General features: G+C 71.8%; 15 protein-coding genes. 10 read left to right on the forward strand and 5 right to left on the reverse strand.

Annotated features, from left to right (window positions below):
* The first annotated feature begins 20 nt into the window (after positions 1 to 20).
* A complete protein-coding gene (locus DSM26151_RS12370; RefSeq protein ID WP_234659824.1) occupies positions 21 to 2,018 on the forward strand; it encodes a BCCT family transporter in 1,998 nt (665 codons plus the stop codon).
* 37 nt (positions 2,019 to 2,055) lie between these two features.
* On the opposite strand, the gene DSM26151_RS12375 is transcribed toward DSM26151_RS12370, so the two are convergent.
* Genes DSM26151_RS12375 through DSM26151_RS12385 form a run of 3 tightly spaced genes read right to left on the reverse strand, consistent with a single transcriptional unit; the run spans position 2,056 to position 3,429 of the window.
* A complete protein-coding gene (locus DSM26151_RS12375) occupies positions 2,056 to 2,523 on the reverse strand; it encodes a VOC family protein (RefSeq protein WP_234659825.1) in 468 nt (155 codons plus the stop codon).
* Positions 2,524 to 2,575: 52 nt separating this feature from the next.
* Positions 2,576 to 3,061: an SRPBCC family protein gene (locus DSM26151_RS12380; RefSeq protein ID WP_234659826.1), complete on the reverse strand. Its 486-nt coding sequence runs from the start codon at positions 3,059 to 3,061 to the stop codon at positions 2,576 to 2,578.
* The gene (locus tag DSM26151_RS12385) at positions 3,058 to 3,429 is read right to left on the reverse strand and encodes an ArsR/SmtB family transcription factor (protein WP_234659827.1); all 372 of its coding nucleotides are present in this window, start codon (positions 3,427 to 3,429) and stop codon (positions 3,058 to 3,060) included. Before DSM26151_RS12385 ends, DSM26151_RS12380 begins: the two co-directional genes overlap by 4 nt.
* A gap of 176 nt (positions 3,430 to 3,605) precedes the next feature.
* On the opposite strand from DSM26151_RS12385, the gene DSM26151_RS12390 reads away from it, so the two are divergent.
* Complete coding sequence (locus DSM26151_RS12390) at positions 3,606 to 4,031, forward strand: VOC family protein (protein ID WP_234659828.1); 426 nt, start codon at positions 3,606 to 3,608, stop codon at positions 4,029 to 4,031.
* Positions 4,032 to 4,038: 7 nt separating this feature from the next.
* Here DSM26151_RS12390 and DSM26151_RS12395 read toward each other — a convergent pair whose 3' ends face one another.
* Positions 4,039 to 4,464, reverse strand: coding sequence for a TFIIB-type zinc ribbon-containing protein (locus DSM26151_RS12395; RefSeq protein ID WP_234659829.1), 426 nt, complete (start codon positions 4,462 to 4,464; stop codon positions 4,039 to 4,041).
* Positions 4,465 to 4,601: 137 nt separating this feature from the next.
* Here DSM26151_RS12395 and DSM26151_RS12400 point away from each other — a divergent pair, with 137 nt between their 5' ends.
* From DSM26151_RS12400 to DSM26151_RS12420, 5 genes are all read left to right on the forward strand, one after another.
* The gene (locus tag DSM26151_RS12400; RefSeq protein WP_234659830.1) at positions 4,602 to 5,414 is read left to right on the forward strand and encodes a sulfite exporter TauE/SafE family protein; all 813 of its coding nucleotides are present in this window, start codon (positions 4,602 to 4,604) and stop codon (positions 5,412 to 5,414) included.
* Positions 5,411 to 5,758, forward strand: coding sequence for a DUF2510 domain-containing protein (locus DSM26151_RS12405; protein ID WP_234659831.1), 348 nt, complete (start codon positions 5,411 to 5,413; stop codon positions 5,756 to 5,758). The genes DSM26151_RS12400 and DSM26151_RS12405 overlap by 4 nt, the downstream gene beginning before the upstream one ends.
* Positions 5,759 to 5,905: 147 nt before the next feature.
* Positions 5,906 to 7,639: an ABC transporter ATP-binding protein gene (locus tag DSM26151_RS12410; RefSeq protein ID WP_234659832.1), complete on the forward strand. Its 1,734-nt coding sequence runs from the start codon at positions 5,906 to 5,908 to the stop codon at positions 7,637 to 7,639.
* A complete protein-coding gene (locus tag DSM26151_RS12415) occupies positions 7,636 to 9,786 on the forward strand; it encodes an ABC transporter ATP-binding protein (RefSeq protein ID WP_234659833.1) in 2,151 nt (716 codons plus the stop codon). The genes DSM26151_RS12410 and DSM26151_RS12415 overlap by 4 nt, the downstream gene beginning before the upstream one ends.
* Positions 9,787 to 9,834: 48 nt before the next feature.
* Positions 9,835 to 11,184, forward strand: coding sequence for an MFS transporter (locus tag DSM26151_RS12420; RefSeq protein WP_234659834.1), 1,350 nt, complete (start codon positions 9,835 to 9,837; stop codon positions 11,182 to 11,184).
* Between the two features lie 82 nt (positions 11,185 to 11,266).
* Here DSM26151_RS12420 and DSM26151_RS12425 read toward each other — a convergent pair whose 3' ends face one another.
* Positions 11,267 to 14,284 (reverse strand): DEAD/DEAH box helicase, encoded by a 3,018-nt coding sequence (locus tag DSM26151_RS12425; RefSeq protein WP_234659835.1) that lies wholly within the window; start codon positions 14,282 to 14,284, stop codon positions 11,267 to 11,269.
* Positions 14,285 to 14,333: 49 nt separating this feature from the next.
* Here DSM26151_RS12425 and DSM26151_RS12430 point away from each other — a divergent pair, with 49 nt between their 5' ends.
* The 3 genes from DSM26151_RS12430 to DSM26151_RS12440 are packed head-to-tail and all read left to right on the forward strand — an operon-like array spanning position 14,334 to position 17,859.
* Positions 14,334 to 15,152 (forward strand): MOSC domain-containing protein, encoded by an 819-nt coding sequence (locus DSM26151_RS12430; RefSeq protein ID WP_234659836.1) that lies wholly within the window; start codon positions 14,334 to 14,336, stop codon positions 15,150 to 15,152.
* Between the two features lie 50 nt (positions 15,153 to 15,202).
* Positions 15,203 to 16,882 carry a DHA2 family efflux MFS transporter permease subunit gene (locus DSM26151_RS12435; RefSeq protein WP_234659837.1) on the forward strand — a complete coding sequence of 560 codons (1,680 nt, stop codon included), beginning with the start codon at positions 15,203 to 15,205 and terminating at the stop codon, positions 16,880 to 16,882.
* On the forward strand, positions 16,879 to 17,859 hold the full coding sequence (locus DSM26151_RS12440; protein ID WP_234659838.1) for an alpha/beta hydrolase: 981 nt from the start codon (positions 16,879 to 16,881) through the stop codon (positions 17,857 to 17,859). The genes DSM26151_RS12435 and DSM26151_RS12440 overlap by 4 nt, the downstream gene beginning before the upstream one ends.
* Positions 17,860 to 17,863 lie beyond the last annotated feature (4 nt).

The following is a 17,863-nucleotide window of genomic DNA, read 5'->3' on the forward strand; positions in this document are numbered from 1 at the left end:
CCGCGCGTATCGTCGGGACCATGGACGCTGAAGGATCCGCCCCCGCAGGGGCCGCCGACGCGAGCAGCGGACCGACCGGAGCGCCGCCCGGCCGACGCGGATCGAAGACGAGCATCGAACGGTGGGTGTTCTGGCCCGCGGCGGTCGTCGTGATCGCGTTCAGCGGGTTCGCGCTGCTCGCACCGCACCTGGCCGAGGCGTTCTTCGGCGCGATCCAGTCATCGATCGTCAACGCGTTCAACTGGTACTACGTGCTCATCGCGGCCTTCTTCGTCGTGTTCAGCCTGTTCGTCGGGTTCAGTCGCTACGGCGACATCCGCCTCGGACAGGACGACGACAAGCCCGAGTTCTCGCTCGGGGCCTGGTTCTCGCTGCTCTTCGCGGCGGGCATGGGCATCGGCCTGGTGTTCTACGGCGCGAGCGAACCGCTCAGCCACTTCGTCTCGCCGCGCCCCGGCGTGACCGGGACTCCCGAGCAGCTCGCCGGGTTCGCGCTCAGCCAGACCTACCTGCACTGGGGAGTGCACGCCTGGTCGATCTACGTGGTCGTCGGGCTCGGGCTCGCGTACGCGATCCACCGCCGCAAGCGGCCGCTCTCGATCCGGTGGACACTCGAGCCGCTGCTCGGCAGGCGCGTGCGCGGCGGGTGGGGCAACCTGATCGACGTCGTCGCACTCGCCGGCACGCTCTTCGGCGTCGCGACCTCGCTCGGGCTCGGCGTGCTCCAGATCAGTGCGGGACTCGATGCCGCGGGCCTGGTCGAACCCACCGAGACGACGCAGGTCGTGATCATCGCCGTCATCACGGTGTTCGTGCTCGCCTCGGTGCTGTCGGGGGTCACCAAGGGCATGAAGTGGCTCTCGTCGACGAACCTGATGCTCGCGGGCGTGCTCGTGCTGTTCGTCCTGATCTTCGGCGAGACCGCGTCGCTGCTGCGCGAGTTCGTGCAGTCGATCGGCGCATACGTGCAGAACTTCATCGGCCTCTCGTTCAACGTCAGCGCGTTCCAGGGCGCGGCGGGCGAGGCCTGGCAGGCGTCGTGGACGTCGTTCTACTGGGGCTGGTGGATCTCGTGGGCGCCCTTCGTCGGCATCTTCATCGCCCGCATCTCGCGCGGCCGCACGGTGCGCCAGTTCGTCGCCGGGGTCATCATCGTGCCGACGCTCATCGGCATCCTGTGGTTCAGCGTGCTCGGCGGGTCGGCGCTCTTCCAGGAGCTCACCGACCCGGGGAGCATGCTCGACGCCGACGGGGCGGTCGACGTCGAGGGCACCCTGTTCGCACTGCTCGACTTCTTCCCGGCATCGGGCATGCTCACCTTCGGCGTCATCCTGCTCATCACGATCTTCTTCGTGACCTCGTCGGACTCGGGCGCCCTGGTCATGGGCATGATCGCCACGGGCGGCCAGATCAATCCGCGCAAGTGGGTGCGCACGTTCTTCACCCTCGTCACGGCTCTGCTCGCGATCTCGCTGCTGCTCACGGGCGGGCTGCAGGCGCTGCAGACCGCGGCGATCATCATCGCGTTGCCGTTCAGCATCGTGATGCTGCTCATGTGCTGGTCGACCATCATCGCGTTCAGTCGCGAGCGCCGCGCGTACCAGTTGGCCAGGCGCGCCCAGTTCGTCGATCAGATCGGCGAGTACTACGGCCTCGAGGTCGAGGGGCCGCTCGAGGAGGGTGCCATGGGCAGGGGACCTCGATGGATGCGCCAGCTCGGGCGCAGGCTCGGGTTGCGGCACGACCAGCCGACCGTGCCGCTGACCCTGCCCGGCATGGAGCCGCCGGCGCCCGAGGCCGTGAAGGAGGCGTTGCGTCCCGCGCTCACGCACGTGGACGACGAGCGCCCGCCACGCCACGCCGCGCACCAGACGCTCGACGCGCTGAATGCGCAGCCCGGCGGGGTCGCGACCGAGGACGTCGACGAGATCGTCGAGCACGACCCTCGAGCGCGAGGGGATGTCGCGGACGTCCCGGACCGCACGACCGACGACGACGGGCGCGACCCGCTGCACTGAGTGCAGCGGGCCGCGACGGGCGCCGGGCGGCCCCGCGTCATCCGCTCGACCCGTCGCCCTGCTCGGCGCCGCCCTGCTCGGCGCCGAACCGGCGGCGCGAGTCGACCGGGATGAGCGGTCGTTCGCCGCGGTCCCGGATCTGCTGGACCGCCCAGCTGTTGCCGTCGGGGTCGTCGAAGCCGAAGAACGTGCCGCCGTCGCGCGGATCGATGACCTGGATGGGGCTCGCATCGACGCCGCGTGCGACGAGCTCGGCGCGCGCCGCCTCGGCGTCGGCGACGACGAGCTGCACGCCCTTGAGCGAGCCGGGCGCCATCTCGTTCTGGGCCGCGAGCGTGCCGATCACGATCGAGCAGCCCGAGCCGCGCGGGGTGAGTTGGGCGAAGCGCTCTTCGCCCGCGATGGTGTCGTGGTCGAGATCGAATCCGACGCGGTCGCGATAGAAGGCGATCGCACGGTCGATGTCGCTCACTGGGACGATGACGACCTCGAGCGTCCAGTCCACGGTGGTCCTCCTCGGTGATCGGTGCGCGCGTGCGGTGGGCGGATGCCGCGGCTCAGGTCGCGAGCAGGGCGTCGAGCCTGGCGTAGCCCTGGATCACGCCGTCGGCCATGCCGTGCTCGACCATGGCGTCGCGCGATTCGAGGGTCGGGTAGACCGCGTGGGCGCGCAGCCGGGTGCGGCCGTCGCCGAGGTCCTCGAAGGTCATCGCCTCGATGCTGACGACGTCGGGCGCCCCTTCGAACTCGAACGTCTGCACGGCGAACTCGTTCTCGCGGACGGAGTGGAAGGTGCCGTTGAACGCCCAGTCCCCGCCCTGCGGGTCGGTGTGCACGTACCGGTAGCCGCCCTGGGGCCGGAAGTCCCAGCGTTCGATGCGCATCTCGTACCCGTCGGGCCCGAGCCACTGCCGGACCTTGTCGGGGTCGCGGTGCGCGTCGAAGACCGCGTCGACCGGGGCGTCGAAGACACGCTCGATGTCGATGTAGGGCAGCCCCTCGGGGGCGTCGATGGTGACCGGGTTGGTGGTCGTGGTGGTCATGGTCGTTCCTGTCGATCGGATGCCGCGGCGGTCGTGCCGTCGGCGGTGGCCAGCAGCGCGTCGAGTCGTCGGTAGCGCTGCTCTGCGGTGAGGCGGTGGCGATCGATCCACTCGGTGAGCGTCTCGAGGGCCGCCGCGTCGAGGTGCACGGGGCGACGCTGGGCGTCGCGACTGCGCGTGACGAGTCCGGCGGACTCGAGCACGCGGATGTGCTTCGACACCCCCTGCGTGGTGATGTCGAACGGTTCGGCCAGCTCGGTGACCGTGGCCGGGCCCCGGCTGAGCCGGGCGATGATCCGCCGTCGGACCGGGTCGGCCAGCGCCGTGAAGGCGCGGTCGAGGCGGTCGTCGGCGTCGGAGGCATCCATTACTCAACCATTCGCTTTAGCAACTATCTGGTTGATAACGTACGCCGCGACGGCCACGCCGTCAAGACCCCGCCCGGATGCCGGCTGGCGGGATCGCCCTCGCGGATGTCGGCGGGCCGGGGCATGATCGGCGGTGCGGGCGCCTCCGCCCGCCATCCGACCGGGCAGGAGCCACCATGGCCGTTCTACTGAATCCGTACCTCAGCTTCCGCGACCAGGCGAAGGAGGCGATGGAGTTCTACCGATCCGTCTTCGGCGGCGAAGTGACCACGAGCGTGTTCGGCGACTACGGCATGGGCGGCGCCGACGAGGCCGCGAAGATCATGCACGCCCGGCTCGACGCCGACGGCCTCGTGCTGATGGCCGCCGACACCCCGAACGAGGCGCCCTACGAGCAGGGCAACGCGTTCTCCGTGTCGCTCAGCGGCGGCGCGGGCGACGAGCAGCGGCTGCGCAGCAACTGGGAGGGGCTCGCGGCCGGCGCGAAGATCATCGAGCCGTTCGAGACGGCGCCGTGGGGCGACGTGTTCGGCATCCTCGTCGACAAGTTCGGCGTCACGTGGATGGTGAACATCGAGCAGGCGCCCGCCGACGCGGGCTGACGAACGCTCAGTCGAAGAGCTCCGAGAGCCAGTTGTCCTTCTTCTTGCGCCGCGGGTAGCCACGATCGTCGTAGCGGCGGTCGTCACGGTCGTACCGGCGGTCGTCGTCGTAGCGGCGGTCGTCGTAGCCCGCGGCCTGACGGAGCAGGTCGATCGGGCTCGACGACCTCTGCTGCGCCGGTGCGGGCGCCGACGGGTGCGGGGGTGCGGGCGGGGTCGGCGCGGCCGGCGGGGTCGGACCGGCCTGCGGGTGCACCGGCGCGGCGGGCGCGGCCTGCGCGGCCGGCCCGGCGAACTCGCGCGCCGCGCGCTCGATGATCTTGTCGAGTTCACCGCGATCGAGCCACACCCCGCGGCACGTCGGGCAGTAATCGATCTCGATGCCGCTGCGCTCGCTCATCACGAGCACGGCGCCGTCGGTGGGGCACTGCATGCTGGGCTCCTTCGTCGGGTCGGAAGCGAGCGTATCCGGGCTCCGCTGAACGTGGGCCGAACACGCCCCGCCGTGGGCGATCGCATGGGGAGCACTCCCCGTCGGTCGCGACATCCGCCCGGCAGTAGAGTGACCGGATGCCGTCCCCCTCGCCCCAGGCCGACGCCGTCGTTCCCAGCGTGTGGCGACTCGTCCTCGTGGGCGTCCTGGGCGGCCTGCTCTCGGGCATGTTCGGCGTCGGCGGGGGCCTCATCATGGTCCCGCTGCTGATCCTGCTCACCGGGATGGACCAGCGGCGCGCCTCGGCCACCTCGCTGGCCGCGATCGTGCCCACCGCGATCGCCGGCTCGATCACCTACTTCGCCAACGGGCAGGTCGACCTTCTGGCGGCCGCACTCGTCGCGGTCGGCGGCATCGTCGGCGGATGGGTGGGCGCGAGCCTGCTCGCCCGGCTCCCCCTCGCCTGGCTGCGCTGGCTGTTCATCGCGATGCTCGTCGTGGTCGCCGCCCGGCTCATCACCAGTTCACCCGACCGGCTCGCCGACCCCGTGCCCTTCGAGGCCGGCCCCGCACTCGGGCTCGTCGCCCTCGGCCTGGTCGTCGGCGTCGCCTCCGGACTCTTCGGCGTCGGCGGCGGCCTGATCATGGTCCCCGCGTTCATGACCCTCTTCGGCCTCGGCGACCTCATCGCGCGCGGAACCTCGCTCGTCGCCATGATCCCGACCGCGCTCAGCGGCACCGCGAAGAACGCGCGCGGCGGGCTCGTCGACCTCCGCGCGGCGCTCGTGGTCGGCCTGGCCGCGACGGCCGCGGCCTTCCCCGGCGTCGCCCTCGCCTTCCTCGTCCCGCCCGCCGTCGGCGGCTGGCTGTTCGCCGCGCTCCTCGTGTTCGCCGCCGCCCAACTCACGATCCGCGCCGTCAGGGCCCGCCGGAACGGGCCGAGCACGTGACTCGCGACGCCGGCTGGCACGCCGACCCCGGAGAGCCCGGTCGGCTGCGCTACTGGGACGGATCCGGATGGACCCCGCACACCGCTGCGGCGTCGCCCGGCGTGCTCGAGTCGACCTCGGTGCTCGAGCCGGCCTCGGTGCTCGAGCCGACCTCGGTGCTCGAGCCGACCTCGGTGCTCCGGCCCGCGGCATCCGTCGCCGAGCACACGACCGTGCCCGACCGGCCGGCGATGATCCGCGCGACCGAACGGCCCGCGCACGGCCTCGTCGTGGCATCCGCCCTCACAGCCGCGGCCGCACTCACGGTCGCGGTGGCCGCGCTCGGCGTCGCCATCGCCGGCTGAGGGCGATTCCGCCGACAGCGATATCACCCGAGATGGGGATACGCATGTCGGAGGTTCGACGCACACTTGACTGAGGTGCGCTGCGGCCATGGGCGACGACGTCGACCCTGCCCGCCACCCTTCCATTCCGTATCACGTGGAGATCCCATGCTCGGCAGACTGCTCATCCGCTATCTCAGGCCCTACCGGTGGCTCCTGGCCGGCGTGCTCGCGTTCCAGTTCCTCTCCGTTCTGGCCACGCTCTACCTCCCCAGCCTGAACGCCGACATCATCGACGAGGGCGTCTCGAAGGGCGACACGGCCTACATCTGGTCGACCGGCGGGTTCATGCTCGCGATCTCGCTCGGCCAGATCACGTGCGCCATCGTCGCCACGTACTTCGCGGCGAAGGCCGCGATGCGCGTCGGCCGCGACATCCGCAACGACGTCTTCGACCGGGTGAGCGCGTTCAGCGAGCGCGAGGTGACGCAGTTCGGGCCGGGCTCGCTCATCACCCGCAACACCAACGACGTGCAGCAGGTGCAGATGCTCGCGATGACCGGGGCGACGATGCTCGTCAGCGCGCCCCTCATGGCCATCGGCGGCATCATCATGGCCCTCCGCCAGGACGTGGGGCTGAGCTGGCTGATCTGGGTCTCGGTCATCACCATCCTGCTCATCGCGAGCCTCGTGCTCAGCCGGATGGTGCCGCTGTTCCGCAGCTACCAGGGGCGGCTCGACGCCATCAACCGCGTGCTGCGCGAGCAGCTCACGGGCATCCGCGTCATCCGCGCGTTCGTGCGCGAACCGATCGAGCAGCAGCGGTTCGAGGGCGCCAACCACGACATCATGGATGTCGGCCGGCGCGTCGGGACGCTCTTCATCACCCTGTTCCCGCTGTTCATGCTCGTGCTCAACGTGACCGTCGTCGGCGTCATCTGGTTCGGCGCGATGGAGGTCGACGCGGGCGGCGTGCAGGTCGGCACGCTCTTCGCGTTCGTCCAGTACGTCGGCGTGATCCTCGGCGGCGTGCTCATGGCCGCGTTCATGACGATCATGATCCCCCGCGCCGCGGTCTCCGCCGAGCGCATCAGCGCCGTGCTCGACACCGAGACCTCACTGCCGAAGCCCGCAACGCCGACCGCCGAGTTCCGGGCGCCCGGCACGGTCGAGTTCCGCGATGTGACGTTCGCCTACCCCGGCGCGGAGCACGCGGTCGTCGACGGCGCGAACTTCCGGGCCGAGCGCGGCCAGACCCTCGCGATCGTCGGTTCCACCGGTGCGGGCAAGACCACCGTCGTCTCGCTCATCCCGAGGCTCTTCGACGTGACCGGCGGCGCCGTGCTCGTCGGCGGCACCGACGTGCGCGACGCCGACCTCGACGCCCTCTGGAAGACCATCGGCCTCGTGCCGCAGCGGCCATTCCTGTTCGCGGGCACCGTGGCATCCAACCTGCGATTCGGGCGAGAGGAGGCCACCGACGACGAGCTGTGGCACGCGCTCGAGATCGCGCAGGGCCGCGACTTCGTCGCCGCGATGGAGGGCGGGCTCGACGCCCGCATCTCGCAGGGCGGCACCAACGTCTCGGGCGGCCAGCGGCAGCGACTCGCGATCGCCCGCGCCATCGTGCACCGGCCCGAGATCCTCGTCTTCGACGACTCGTTCTCGGCCCTCGACCTCACGACCGACGCGAGACTCAGGCAGGCGCTGTGGCGCGAACTGCCCGAGGTCACCAAGGTCGTCGTCGCCCAGCGCGTCTCGACCATCACCGATGCCGATCGCATCGTCGTCCTCGAGGGCGGCAGGGTCGTCGGCGACGGCCGGCACGACGAACTCGTCGAGACCTGCCAGACCTACCGCGAGATCGTCGAATCCCAGCTCGGAGTGGAGACCCAGGCATGAGCCGCGACAACACCGCCCCCAGGCGCCGCGCCGCGCAAGAGGCCCGAGCCGCCGCAGCCGAGGGCGCCGCGCTGGCCGCCGGCGCCCAGCCGACCGCAGAAGAGCTCGAAGAGCAGCGCCTCGCGGAAGAGGCCCGCATCAACTCCGGGTCGTGGGACTCGGTCGCACCCGGCAAGGCCCAGGACTTCGGTCGCAGCTTCCGGCGCATGATCGGCCTGCTCGCCCCGTGGAAGTGGTCGTTCGCGTTCGTCTCGCTGCTGGGCGCGCTCGGCGTCGTGCTCACCGTCATCGCGCCGCGCGTGCTGGGCGAGGCGACCAACGTCATCTTCGAGGGCTGGATCTCGTTGCAGATCCCCGCCGGCGTCACGCAGGAACAGGCGGTCGAGGGGCTCCGGGCCACCGGACAGGACGACCTCGCCAACGTCGTCGGCGCGGCGAACCTCACCCCCGGCGAGGGCATCGACTTCGCGCGACTCAGCCAGCTCGTCGCGATCGTGCTGCTGATCTACATCGCGGCCGAACTCCTCGTCTGGATCCAGGGCTACGTGATCAACGTCATCATGGTCCGGGCCATGTACCGGCTGCGCGAGCAGGTCGAGGCGAAGGTTCACCGCCTTCCCCTCAGCTACTTCGACCGCACCCAGCGGGGCGAGCTGATCTCGCGCGTCACGAACGACATCGACAACATCACCCAGACGATGCAGCAGTCGCTCTCGAGCGCGGTCACGAGCATCCTCACGGTGATCGGCGTGCTCGTGATGATGTTCTCGATCTCGTGGCAGCTCTCGCTCGTCGCGCTCGTCGCACTGCCGCTCATGGGCGTGATCTTCGGCATCATCGGACCGAAGTCGCAGGCCGCGTTCGGCATCCAGTGGCGCAAGGTCGGGCGCCTGAACGCCCGCGTCGAGGAATCCTTCTCGGGCCACGCGCTCGTGAAGGTCTTCGGCCGCTCGCAGGACTCGAGCGAGAAGTTCCGCGCCGAGAACGAGGAGCTCTACGAGGCATCCTTCAAGGCGCAGTTCCTCGCGGGCATCATCATGCCGGGCATGATGTTCATCGGGAACCTCACGTACGTCGGCATCGCGGTGCTCGGCGGGCTCATGGTCGCCGGCGGCCAGCTCCGGCTCGGCGACGTGCAGGCGTTCATCCAGTACTCGCAGCAGTTCACGCAGCCGCTGTCGCAGCTCGGCGGCATGGCCGCGGTCGTCCAGTCCGGAACGGCGTCGGCCGAGCGCGTCTTCGAACTGCTCGACGCCGACGAGGAGGATCCGGATGCCGCGGACGCCCCCGCGCCCGTCGACGGCCGCGGCGTCATCGAGTTCGACCACGTCTCGTTCGCGTACACGCCCGACCGGCCGCTCATCCGCGACCTGTCGTTCCGAGTCGAACCCGGGCAGACGGTCGCGATCGTCGGCCCGACCGGTGCGGGAAAGACCACGCTCGTGAACCTCGTCATGCGCTTCTACGAGCTCGACGGCGGCCGCATCCTCATCGACGGACAGGACATCGCCGAACTCACCCGCCACGATGTGCGCGCACGCACGGGCATGGTGCTGCAGGACCCGTGGCTGTTCGGCGGGTCCATCCGCGAGAACATCCGATACGGGCGCCAGGATGCGACCGACGACGAGATCATCGCGGCCGCGACGGCGACCTACGTCGACCGCTTCGTGCACGCGCTGCCCGACGGGTACGACACCGTGCTCGACGAGGAGGCGTCCAACGTCTCCTCCGGCGAGAAGCAGCTCATCACCATCGCCCGCGCGTTCGTCGCGCAGCCGAGCGTGCTGATCCTGGACGAGGCGACCAGCTCGGTCGACACCCGCACCGAGCTGCTGCTGCAGAACGCCATGGCCGCCCTGCGGCAGGGGCGCACGTCGTTCGTCATCGCGCACCGCCTCTCGACCATCCGCGACGCCGACCTCATCCTCGTGATGGAGCACGGCGACATCGTCGAGCAGGGCTCGCACGAGCAGCTCATCGCCGCGAAGGGCGCCTACTACCGCCTGTACAACTCGCAGTTCGAGCAGGCGGCCTACGACATCGACGCGGAGCTCGAGATGGAGGCCGAGGCGGCCGTCGGCACGTCGACCGGGTCCGTTGCGGCGCTCGGCGACGGGGCATCCGAGGGCGCGCCGGTGAACTGACGCGGCGGGGGTCGGGATCGACGGGTCGAGGAGTAGCCTCGAAGAGCCGTGACGACCCCGACCCCGCTCCCCATCGCCCCGACGTGGCGCCTCTGGCTGGTGTGGTCGGTGGCGGTCGCCGCCTACATCCTCTCGGTCACCAATCGCTCGTCGCTCTCAGCGGTCGGGGTCGACGCGGCCGTGCGCTTCGACGCCGATGCGTCGACGCTGTCGATGTTCGCCGTCATCCAGCTCGCCGTCTACGGCGGCATGCAGATCCCGGTCGGCCTCCTGCTCGACCGGTTCGGCGCGCGCCCGATGATCACGATCGGCATGGCCGTCATGGCCGCCGGGCAGCTGCTGCTCGCCGTCGCACCCGACGTCGGCTGGGCGATCGTCGCGCGCATGCTGCTCGGCGCCGGCGATGCGGCGGTGTTCCCGAGCGTGCTGCGCGTGATCGCCGTCTGGTTCCCCGAGCGGCAGGCGCCGTTCATGGTGCAGATGACCGGCCTGGTCGGGCAGTCCGGTCAGATCCTCGCCGTGCTCCCGCTCGCGGCGCTCCTGCACGCGACGAGCTGGACCGTCGCCTTCGGCTCGCTCGCCGGCCTCGGCGTGCTGTTCACCGTGCTGACCTTCGCCGTGATCCGCAACCGGCCGCCCGGCCGGGTGGGGGACGTCTCGGTCGACACGGTCACGGGCGCGATCCACGTCGTCCGGTCGTCGGCCGACCTGCGGCAGGGGTTCCGCGAGTCCTGGGCCCACCCCGGGACCCGCCTCGCATTCTGGTCGCACTTCACGACGCCGTTCGCGGGGACCGCGTTCGTGCTGCTCTGGGGGTTCCCGTTCCTGACGGTCGGGGTGGGCGTGTCCACGGCGACCGCGTCGCTGCTGCTGACCATGTACGTCGTGTTCGGCATCCTCGTCGGGCCGGTCATCGGCGCGATCTCGAGTCGGCACCCGACCCGGCGCTCGCGGCTGCTCGTGCTTCCGGTCATCGCCGTCCAGGTCGCCGCCTGGATCGCCGTCATCGCCTGGCCCGAGGTCCCGCCGCTGTGGCTGCTGTTCGTGCTCGTGTTCGCGATGAGCACGGGAGGCCCCGGATCGATGGTCGGCTTCGACCACACCCGCACGTTCAACCCGAGCCACCGGTTGAGCACCGCGACGGGCATCACCAACGTCGGCGGTTTCCTCGCGGCACTGCTCGCGATCCTGCTCATCGGCATCGCGATGGACGCGCAGGGCGCCGGCACGCCCGACACCTACACGCTCGACGCGTTCCGCTTCGCGTTCCTCACGCAGGTGCCGCTGTGGGTGCTCGGTGCGGCGTTCGTGGTGATCGAGCGGCGCAACACGCGCATCCACGTCGGCCTCGACGAGCCGCGCACCCGCCGGCCTCGCCGGCGCGCACGCCCCGACTGACCGGCCGGGGGCGGCCGGAGCAGCGCGCGGCGCCCAGCGCGCGGAGCGCGCGCCGGCGAGGCCGGCGAACGCGCAGCGCGCTTCAGGCGTCGAGGAGCGCGCGGAGCGCCGCGGCGTCGAGCGGCGCCGACGCGAGCGCGTCGCCGGCGTCGAGCACGGATGCCGCGAGCTCGCCCTTGCGGACCTGGAGCTCCATGACCTTCTGCTCGATGGTGTCCGCGGCGACGAACCGGTAGACCATGACCTTCCCCCGCCTGCCGATGCGGTGGGCCCGGTCGACCGCCTGCGTCTCGGCGGCGGGGTTCCACCACGGGTCCATGAGGAAGACGTAGTCCGCCTCGACGAGGTTGAGCCCGAACCCGCCGGCCTTGAGACTGATGCAGAACACCGATGCCTCGCCCGCCCGGAACCGCCGCACCTCCTCGTCGCGGCGGCGCTGCGGCGTCGAACCGTCGAGCCGCGCGAACGGCGTGCCCGTGGCATCCAGGCGATCGGTCACGCGGTCGAGGAACGAGGTGAACTGGCTGAAGACGAGTGCCCGGTGCCCCTCGGCGAGCACGTCGTCGAGATGCTCGAACAGGGTCTCGAGCTTCGCCGAGGAGATCCCGCGGTGGGCCTCGGCATCGACCAGCGCCGGGTCGAGCGCGAGCAGTCGCAGGTAGGTGAGCGAGCGGTACACGATGAACCGCTGCCGATCCAGGTCGTCGACCAGGCCGAGCAGCTTCTGCCGTTCGCGCTGCAGCGCGGCGTCGTACAGGCGGCGGTGCTCTGACCCGAGGTCGATCTCGACCACCTGCTCCTGCTTGGGCGGCAGTTCGGGTTCGACGGCCTCCTTGGTGCGGCGCAGCACGAGGGGGCGGATGCGACGGCGCAGCGTCTCGAGCCGAGCCGTGCTCCCGTCCTCCTCGATGGGACGGCGGTAGCGTTCGTCGAAGGCTCGGCGGGAGGGGAAGAGCCCGGGCGCGACGACCCGCAGGATCGCCCAGAGCTCGCCGAGGTGGTTCTCGAGCGGAGTGCCCGTGACGGCGAGGCGGAAGGGCGCGCGGATGCCGCGGGCCGCGTCGTGCACGCGCGTGGCCGCGTTCTTCACGAACTGCGCCTCGTCGAGGACGAGCCCGGCCCAGGCGAGGTCGGCGAACTGCTCGGCATCGATGCGGAGCACGGCGTACGTGGTCACGACGACGTCGGCCGAGGCTGCGATCTCGGCGAGCGGGCGGCGGCGCTTCGCCGAGGTCGCGGTGACGGATGCCACTCGGAGTCCGGGCGTGAACCGCGCCGCCTCGCGCACCCAGTTCGACGCGACCGAGGTCGGCGCGACGACGAGGAACGGACCCCCGTCCGGAGGCGACGCGCGCCCGCCGTGCTCGACCGCGTGCTGCATGAGCGCGAGGCACTGGACGGTCTTGCCGAGTCCCATGTCGTCGGCGAGGACGCCGCCGAGGCGGTTGGCGTGCAGGAACGCCAGCCACCGGAACCCGCCGAGCTGATAGGGGCGCAGCGGGAGCGCGAGCCCCTCGGGCTGGTCGAGCTCCGGGACCACACCGCTCTCGAGGCCCGCGACCGTGGCACGCCACTCGAGCGCGGGCTCGGCGACATCCGCCAGGTCTTCGAAGTCGGCCCAGAGGCTCGTGCGCGACCTGTGGATGGGCAGCGCACCCGTCTCCCATTCGTCGAGCTCGCCCGCCTCGGCGAGCAGGTCTCGAAGCTCGTCGAACACGGGCTGCGCGAGGTCGAGGTAGGACTTGTCGACGAGGAGCAGCCGCCTGCGCCCCGTGGCCAGGGCGCGGAACACGTCGACGAACGGCACGGTGCGCCCGTCGACGGTGATCATGACGCCGAGGTCGAACCAGTCCCGTCTGCGGCTCTCGACGAGCGAGACCGCCAGGTGCGGGCGCGCGGTCGCCTCGCGGTAGTCGGGCCGGTCGCCGCGCTCGTCGATGCGCAGCGGGCCGCGGTCGGCGAGTGCGGTCAGTCGCGGCATCCGCTCGACGACGAACTCGGCCGCGTCGATGCCGCGCAGCAGCACGGCGTCGAACGGCACCCATCCGAGTTCGTCGGCGACGCGGGCCACGAGGTCGTCGTCGTACTCGGGTTCGGGCGCGGCGCCGGGGTCGACCTCGCTCACGCGGCCGTCGGCGTGCTCCCATCGCCATGAGATGCGGAGCACGTCGTCGGGCTCGTGGCGCAGGTCGAGCACGAGCGTCGCCGGCGGGAGGGCGGGCAGTTCGAAGCTGCCGTCGCGGCTCGTGATCGCGAGGGTGCGCGCGAGCGGGTGCACGTGCGCGGCGAGGAACTCGGAGAGCTCGGCCTCGGGCACGCGGATCGCCTCGGGTGCGTCGATGAGGGCCGATTCGGCCGGGCCGAGCCCGGCGGGAACGGGTGCGAGTTCGACCAGCCCCTCGTCGAGGTCGAATCGGTAGACGCCGTGCGCGGCGATCGGCCGCACGCCGGCACCGCCCGCCCCGCCGAGCGGTCGCGGCTCGCCGTCGAGTGCGAGCGTCGGCGCGAGGACGAGCCCGCCGCCGGCGAGGCTCGCGTCGAGGCCGATCTCGGCCGCCCCGTGCAGCCTGACCTCGGGCGTGACGTCGGAGCCCACGAGCGCGACGCCGAGCCTTCGGCCCTCGGCGAGCAGCGCCCACAGCAGCGGGCTCTCGAACTCGTCGATCGTGATCCACTCGGAGCCGTAGACGTGCACCGACGGGGTCGTGCCCTTGAGCATCGCGAACTGCGCGAACCAGCGGGACTGCGCCGGATCGACCCCCGCAGCGGATGCCTGGTAGCCGATGTTCTGCCAGGTCAGGCCGTTCTTCACCCACGCGCCGCGCGCTCCGCGCGCGACCGGACGCACCGCGAGGCGATCCACCCCGGTCGCCCGGCGAGCGGGTTCGTCGCGCGGCCCGCGCCACTGCCCGCTCCGGCGCTCGACGCGGCGGCGCAGCTCGAACTGGAGCCCGAGCGGCAGCGCGGCGCCCGTGCCGCGCGCGGCCGCGGCATCCGCCCCCGCAGCCGCCGAGCGCGACTCGCGATCGGCCGTGCCCGGCCCCTGCGGTTCGAGGCTCGCGAGCGCGGTTCGCCAGTCTGGCGTGCGGTCGGCGGGCATGTGGTCCATGCTCGCACGAGGGGCCGACGGTGTCGGCTAGCGTGAGCGGATGCAGCTGACCCGACTCCGCGTATACCCGGTCAAGTCGTTCGCGGGGCGCGATGTGGCCTCGGCGCGGGTCCGGCCGTGGGGGCTCGAGGGCGACCGGAGGTGGGGGGTCGTCGACCCGGACGGCACGCCCGTGACCGCGCGCGAGCGCAACGCGCTGCTCGGGCTGACCGCCGAGCCGACGGCCGACGGCGGCCTCCTGCTCGCCGCCCCCGGCGACGCCGAGCCGCTGCGGGTCGAGGTTCCGATCGGCGCGGCACCGATCCCCGTCGGGCACTCCCGCCAGCGCGAGGCGCTGCCCGCCGGCGACGAGGCCGACGCGTGGCTGAGCGAGCGCATGCGGATGCCGCTGCGGCTCGTCTGGCAGCCGGATCCGCTGCGACGGCCCGTGAACCCGGCCCACGGCGGGCTGCCCGGCGAGGGCCTGAGCCTCGCGGACGCCGGCCCGCTGCTCCTCACGAGCGAGGCGTCGCTCGCACAGCTGAACGCCTGGACCCCGGACGACGTGCAGCCGCTCGACATGGTGCGGTTCCGCCCGAACCTCGTCGTCGACGGCGAGGAGCCGTTCGCCGAGGACTCCTGGACGCACGTGCGGATCGGCGGCGTGCGCTTCCGCTTCGGCGAGGTCTGCGACCGGTGCGTCATGACGACGATCGATCCGACGAGCCTCGCGCGGGGCAAGGACCCGATCCGCACGCTCGCGAAGCACCGCAGGTGGGACGGCAAGACGTGGTTCGGCGTCCGGCTCATCCCGGAGCTCGAGGACGGTGCCGCGACGGCTCCCCGCCTCGCGGTCGGCGACGAGGTCGAGGCCTGCTGACCATGCCGGACGCATTGGCTTTGCCGACATGGTGTCGGTAAAGTACGGGCATGTCCACCTCGAAGCTCCGATGGCTCGGCCTGGCCGTCATCGGACTCGCCGTCTCGCTCATCATCGTCGACACGACCATCGTGAACGTCGCGATCCCCTCGATCGTCGACGACCTCGGGCTCGGTTCGACGCAGGTGCAATGGGTGCAGGAGTCGTACACGCTCGTGTTCGCCGCCCTGCTCATCCCGTTCGGCGCGCTCGGCGATCGCATCGGGCGCCGCCGGATCCTGATCCTCGGCGTCACCGTCTTCACCGCGGCATCCGTGCTGGCCGGCATCGCGCCGTCGGGCGAACTGCTCATCGCGGCCCGCGTGCTCCAGGGCGTCGGAGGAGCCATGGTCCTGCCCGGGACGCTGTCGCTCATCAACGCGATGTTCCGCGGACGCGATCGGACGACTGCGTTCGCGGTGTGGGGCTCCATCATCGGCGGGATGGCGGCCGTGGGTCCCCTGCTGGGCGGCTGGCTCATCACCGACTTCTCCTGGCGCTGGGCCTTCGGCATCAACGTTCCATTCGGCATCCTGGTCGTCGTCGGCGCCCTCCTGACCCTCGACGAATCGCGGTCCGAGCGGCCGCCCGCGAGGTTCGACCTGCTCGGCGCCCTCCTCGTCGTCATCGCCTCGGGCACGCTCGTGTTCGCGCTCATCGAGGGGCGCACGCTGGGCTGGTGGGCGGCGGCCGACGTCCCGGCCGTCGCCGGATGGTCCTGGCCGTTCGAGGTCTCGCCGACCCCGTGGCTGCTCGTCGCGGCGGCCGTCTCGGGCGTGGCCTTCATCGCCTGGGAGCGGCGACGGCGACGACACGGCCGGTCCACGCTGCTGCCGCTCGAGCTCTTCTCGATCCGCACGTTCTCGGTCGGCAACCTCGTCTCCGCCATCATCAGCCTCGGTGAGCTCGGCATCCTCTTCGTGCTGCCGCTCTGGGTCCAGAACGTCCTCGGCTACGACGCCCTCCAGGCGGGCCTGCTCCTGATCTCGCTCGCCGTCGGCTCGTTCCTGGCCACGGGTGCGGTCAGCGGCCTCGCCCGGAAGCTGAGCCCGGTCGGCATCCTCCGGCTCGGCATCGCCCTCGAACTCGCGGGCGTCCTCGGCCTGGCCATCACGCTGAGCACGGACTCCTCGTGGGTCCAGCTCAGCGCGCTCCTGTTCGCGTACGGCCTCGGCATCGGCCTCGCGAGCTCGCAGGTGACCAACGTCGTGCTCGCCGACATCCCCGTCGACCAGGGCGGCCAGGCATCGGGAACGCAGAGCACGGCTCGGCAGATCGGCTCGGCCCTCGGCATCGCCATCCTCGGCACGGTGCTGTTCGGCACGCTGCAGGCCGACCTCGACGGGCGCCTCGACGGGCTCGATGCGAGCGCCCGAGACCAGGCGGTGACCGTCGTGACGCAGAGTGCGGGTGCCGCCATCCCGGCCCTTCGCGCCGACCCGGCCACGGCCGCGGTCGGCGATCAGGCGGCCGAGAGCTTCACCGTCGCCGCATCGGCCTCGGCCTACGGCGCTGCCGCGTTCCTCGCGCTCGCGCTGGCCGCCTCGACATCGTTGCGCTCGCGCTCGCGGTCCGGAGGTCGGGGCGCCTCGGGCGCGGGGGACGCCGATGGCACCGGGGTCGCCGGCACCGCCGCCGCCGCACCCCGGCCCCCTGCCGTCGACGCCGTTCCGGACGGCCCGAGCGCATGAGCGGCGAGACGCCGTCGACGACCGGCCGGGATGGGGCGGGACGCACGGGCCGGACCACCTGGCCCGTCCTCGTCACGGCCGTCGCCGCCCTGCTCGTCGTCGGTTGGGTGAGCGTGACGGCATGGGACGCCCTCGTGCACGCGCATCCGGCGTACCCGATCCTGCTCGCGGCGACCGCGGCCGGCGCCGCCGCAACGATCGTGCTCGAGATCCTCCGGCCGACCCCTGCGACCGGGTGGCGACGCGTGGTGCGCATCGCGCTCCTCGTCCTCGCGGTCGCCTGGATCGGCGTGATCGGCTGGCTCCGGCCGCATTCCGCGATCGAGCCGGCGCTCCTGGCGATGACCTCCGACGAGACCGTCGACGTCGTCGAGACCCCGACCTCCATCACGCTCGCGCCCGCCTCCGGCGGCGACCGGACGGGTGTCTTCTTCCAGCCCGGCGCACTCGTGGACGCCCGCGCCTATGCCGCCGTCCTGCGACCCCTCGTCGAAGCGGGGAACACGGTCGTCATCGCCAAGCAGCCGCTCGGCATCGCCTTCCTGGCCCTCCCGGCCTTCGACGCGGCCCGCGCCGCGCACCCCGACCTCGACCGCTGGGTGCTCGGCGGGCACTCCCTCGGCGGCACCGTCGCCGCGATGCAGGCCGATGCGGCCGACGAGGACGCCGACGCCCCCGCGATCGGACTGCTGCTGTTCGCCTCCTACCCGGCGGGCGACGTCTCGCAGAGCCTGACCGTCCCGGTCGACTCGATCTCCGGCACACGCGACGGATTGGCGACGCCCGCGAAGATCGAGGACTCGCGTGCGGACCTCCCGGGCACGGCCCGGTTCACGGTCATCGTCGGCGCCTCGCACGCCCAGTTCGGCGACTACGGGCCGCAGGCGGGCGACGGCATCCCCGAACTGACCGACGACGAGGCCCGCGACCTGATCTCGGAGTCGAGCGTCGACTTCGTCACGGGCCTCAGCGGCTGAGCCG

The organism is Agromyces marinus (assembly GCF_021442325.1).
GTDB lineage: Bacteria > Actinomycetota > Actinomycetes > Actinomycetales > Microbacteriaceae > Agromyces > Agromyces marinus.